3 protein-coding genes are annotated in these 4122 nt (G+C 39.9%); all 3 read right to left on the bottom strand.

What is annotated here, in order from left to right:
• Positions 1-384: 384 nt before the first annotated feature.
• Positions 385-846: an IS200/IS605 family transposase gene (gene tnpA, locus ACEW8O_RS04515; RefSeq protein ID WP_373493432.1), complete on the bottom strand. Its 462-nt coding sequence runs from the start codon at positions 844-846 to the stop codon at positions 385-387.
• Positions 847-1143: 297 nt separating this feature from the next.
• Positions 1144-2613: a pyruvate kinase gene (locus tag ACEW8O_RS04510; protein ID WP_373493431.1), complete on the bottom strand. Its 1470-nt coding sequence runs from the start codon at positions 2611-2613 to the stop codon at positions 1144-1146.
• A 38-nt stretch (positions 2614-2651) separates the two neighbouring features.
• A partial coding sequence (locus ACEW8O_RS04505) for a calcineurin-like phosphoesterase C-terminal domain-containing protein (RefSeq protein ID WP_373493430.1) occupies positions 2652-4122 on the bottom strand: 1471 nt, incomplete at its 5' end.

Here is a 4122-nt window from a genome sequence, read left to right as displayed (position 1 = left end):
GTCATCTCTAATATTAGATGAAGACTTTACAAGAAAGAAGGCGGAAATTCTTATAATTAAATAGCCCTTTTTCAATTATTCATTTGACCCTAAAGATAAAATTTCTTTTGGTCCCTTTAGGGACATTAATATCGGTAGCATAATTGATTGATATGGGAAATCGTTGTGCCTTTAGGTACAAAATATATAACGTACCTAAAGGCACGGAGGCAGCACAATTTATCCCGTCTTTACCAATATTTTGTCCCTAAAGGGACATTGGATATCCCACAATTTAAGGTATGTATCTAAATTGATTTTTCACAATGTAAAATAAAATCCTGTATAAGATCGTCAATCATTTGATGTTGGAATATTTGTGCCATAAGGTACTGGATATGGCACTTATTCGATTTCTTTGAATATGTATCGTTTATCATAATCAACCTCATGAATCCTTAGAAGCTCTTCATACTCCTCAAGGAAAGTTTTTTTCTGATGGTGTTTTTCCTGATTTTGAATATACTTAATCACTCTGGGAAGTTGACTTTTAGAATATGAAAACGCACCATATCCAGATTGCCAGTTAAATTTCCCTTTGACAAATCCTTTTTCTGTGATCCATATTGATGAGTCCTGTTTGACCATTTGCATCAAATCAGCAAGAGTTTGAGTAGGTCGAAATCCAAACAAAATATGGAGGTGATCCGGCATTCCGTTGATCTGTAAAACTTTATGATCATGATTTTGGATTATGCCTGTGATATATTTATACAATTCATCTTTCCATTCTTTGTGAATTAAAGAACGTCTATTTTGGACTGCAAAGACAGCCTGGATGTGGATTTGTGTGTATGTATTTGCCATGATTAAAATAATATAGGTGCTTGAATAAATTGATGTTTTCGAGAGATAATTAAACCTTTCTGTATAATATCTTTTCAGAGAATATTCAAAAACTTTCTTAACTAACAATCAAAATCCCTAGATTCCATGTTTTATAAATAGATGTCTAGAGGAATTTTCCATTAAATCATTGTGCCTTTAAGGTACAAGATATATAACGTACCTAAAGGCACGGAGGCAGCACAATTTATCCCGTCTTTACCTATATTTTGTCCCTCAAGGGACAATAAAAAGTACTAGCCAACTTACAGATCACAATCAACCCGCCATAAACTTCTCTGCAATCTTCAGCGACCGGAACCTGAACCGCTTTTTGATTCTGTGGGCGGCGGTCCGTTGCAGGATGTTTTTGAGCGTTGCGATGACTTCCAGAGTATGTTCCCCTTTGTTGATCATGACACATTCCGCATTGGCTGACTGACCGGCATCGGTAATTTCGGACCGGGTTGCCATTCCGGATTTGTTGAGACTCTCCAAAACCTGAGTGGCCCAGACCACCGGGACATGGGCCGCTTCACATATCCATAGGATCTCCTCCTGAATTTCTCCTGTCCTTTCAAACCCTATCTCTACTGCCAGATCACCTCTTGCAATCATTACCCCAAATCCCCGGTGTTTCATCCCTTCCAGCAATAGGGAAGGTAGATTTCCCACTGCTTCATGGGTTTCAATCTTAATGATCAGTGCAGGGGTCTTACCCCCTAATTCTTTCATCGCCTCTCTCAGGACACCTATATCTTCTGCTGTTTTGACAAATGAATAACCCAGAAGATCGGCTTGTTCGCAAATAAAGGGCAAACAACCTCTGTCATAATCTGTCAGTGAAGGGATTGTAAGGACAGTATCGGGGAAGTTGATACCTTTTTCATTTCGTATCAGTCCTTTTTTCGAAGAAACCCTATTGATCCTTACGCAAACTTTTCCCTTTTTAACTTTTTCGACAATTCCTCCGAATTTCCCGTCATCAATCAATACCCTGTCCCCTTTTTTGAGCATGGAAATAATCCCCGGTTCATTGGGGCTGATGACTACATCCCCATCCCCAAACCCTTTCTCTTCTTCGGCCAACCAGATCAGCATCCCATCTTTGATTTTGGTTTCGCCTTCCGTCCTGCCTTTGCAGAGAAGTTTGGTCCGGATTTTAGGACCGGCCAGATCCATGTATATCTTGCAGTCCAGACCTGTCTGTTTGCAGGCTTTTTTAAGTTTTCGGATCATTTTGGACCAGGTGGCTTCATCATCATGGGCACAGTTGATCCTGGCTACATTCATTCCGCTCAACAAGAGTGACTTAATCAGAGCATAATTATCAGCAAAACCTGAATCAAAAGTGACCATCAGCGAAGGGATATCATCTAATAGCTGTTTTCCAAAAAGCTGCTGGCTTTTGTCCCTGATCTTTTTTTTGCTGAAGGAGTAAGTACAAATATCCAATTCTTCTTCCGTATAGCTTTTTTCCAATCTTTCCAAAATTGCCTGAACCTGTCTGTGGATATGGCTTTCAGAACTTGCCAAGGAAGAAAGGCCATGGATATGCAGTTCATCCTGAAGGCCTCTAAGATCCTCTTTTCGCAAGGTCAGGTATTCAATTAAGTTTTTACCGGATTCAAACTGGGCAGGATGTAGACCCCTTAGCAGGTTAAGCCTAAGTCCCACCTCTGTGGCCATTTTGGTTTCAAGGGCCAGGAGCTCTTCCCTAATACTTTCAATTGAGGATTTGTTTGTCATTAGTGGTGTTATTTCAAAAATCAGGATCAGGGCTTAATTTAAGCAATTGTATCGGAGTAAATATTACCGAAGCGATCAATAACTTCAATTTTGATGACTGCTGACGGGTCGTTAGGTTCAAAGAAAAACATGTGCGCATTTTTCTGTGGGCTGATCCAAGGATGTTTTTTGGGTTTATCAGGTGCATAGATTTCCATTGCCATAGGGTCTGTTGTAATCTCCCTTCTAGGTTCACCCGCTTTAATCCCATTTTCATACCAGAACACTTTCCAATCCAAATCCCAGTTCCAGATATTGATGCAGCAAGAATCCGGGAAATCAGGGTGGGCACCTTTGGGGTAAGTTCTGATCTGGGAATTAATGCTCTTGCCGATACTCTTATATTTCCAAGAAAAATCTCCCTTATCAGAGTGATAAATACCATAACCTTTGGGTGTGCCATCATAACAAATCTCCCCTGACCACCATGCCCCACTGATTGCCCCGGTATTGTGTTCAAATACATTTCCAATTACTGTATTTTCATTCCAATGCACATGGCCCGAAATTAAATGAACCTGATATCCATCAAGAATCTGATTTAATGCTTCCCGATTGACCACTGATTCCTTGTTGACATCCCTACCGGGATTATATTCTACCACATGTGAAAATGAGGGGATATGTAAGAAAACAACCAAAGGTTTCTCTTTGGGAATATTGGCCAAATCTTCTTTCAGCCAAGAAAGCTGAACCTCATCCAAATAACCATAATATTGCCTGTTGCCCATGGAAAACACATCACATAAAACCACATAATGGGTTTCTCCCCTATTGAAGGAATAGTAAGGTGGTCCATATTGGGAAATAAAAGGTTCCTGACTCGTGTGATTGGACCTAGCATCCAAATTGATATCGTGATTGCCAAGTACCTGGAAAAAAGGAATACCTGTGGAAAGGATACCTTCATTGTATTTTGCGAAAAGATCGAAATTGTCAAAAACAAGGTCTCCACAACCAATGCCAAATAAATTTGGATCTTCCAGTCTTTTTTTGGTCTCTAAAAGATCCGAACAAGATTCCTTGATAAACAGGTCTGCTTCCTCACCTGTCTGTACCTGAGGATCAGCAATGATCAAAAAATGGTGTTTTTCATCGGGGTTTTTCACAGGTTTAAGGTCAAAAAGCAATTGATTGGTCTTTTGGGTAAAATCCAATTTTCTAAAAAAATTCACTGATCCATTTTCCAACAAATCAAACTGATATCCTGAGGGATAAGAAAGAAAAACAAATGGCCGGTCGGTCAAAAATCCAAATCTCCCCTTACTATCTGTTTGATAAACACGCTTCCCGTCAGAAACACTCACCCCAAGAATTCCTTTTCCCCCGGACCTAACTTGACCTTTGACTTCTATAAAAGACACATTGTCTTCTTTTGCCGATCCTACAAAAGCGGTGAGTGGATAAACGCCAACTCCCGTAGCTATCAGGGAAGAGGTCTTAATAAAATTCCGTCTAGAAAAGATGGGC

Source organism: Aquiflexum sp. (assembly GCF_041749095.1).
GTDB lineage: Bacteria > Bacteroidota > Bacteroidia > Cytophagales > Cyclobacteriaceae > Aquiflexum.
This window is presented reverse-complemented; position numbering and strand designations above follow the sequence as displayed.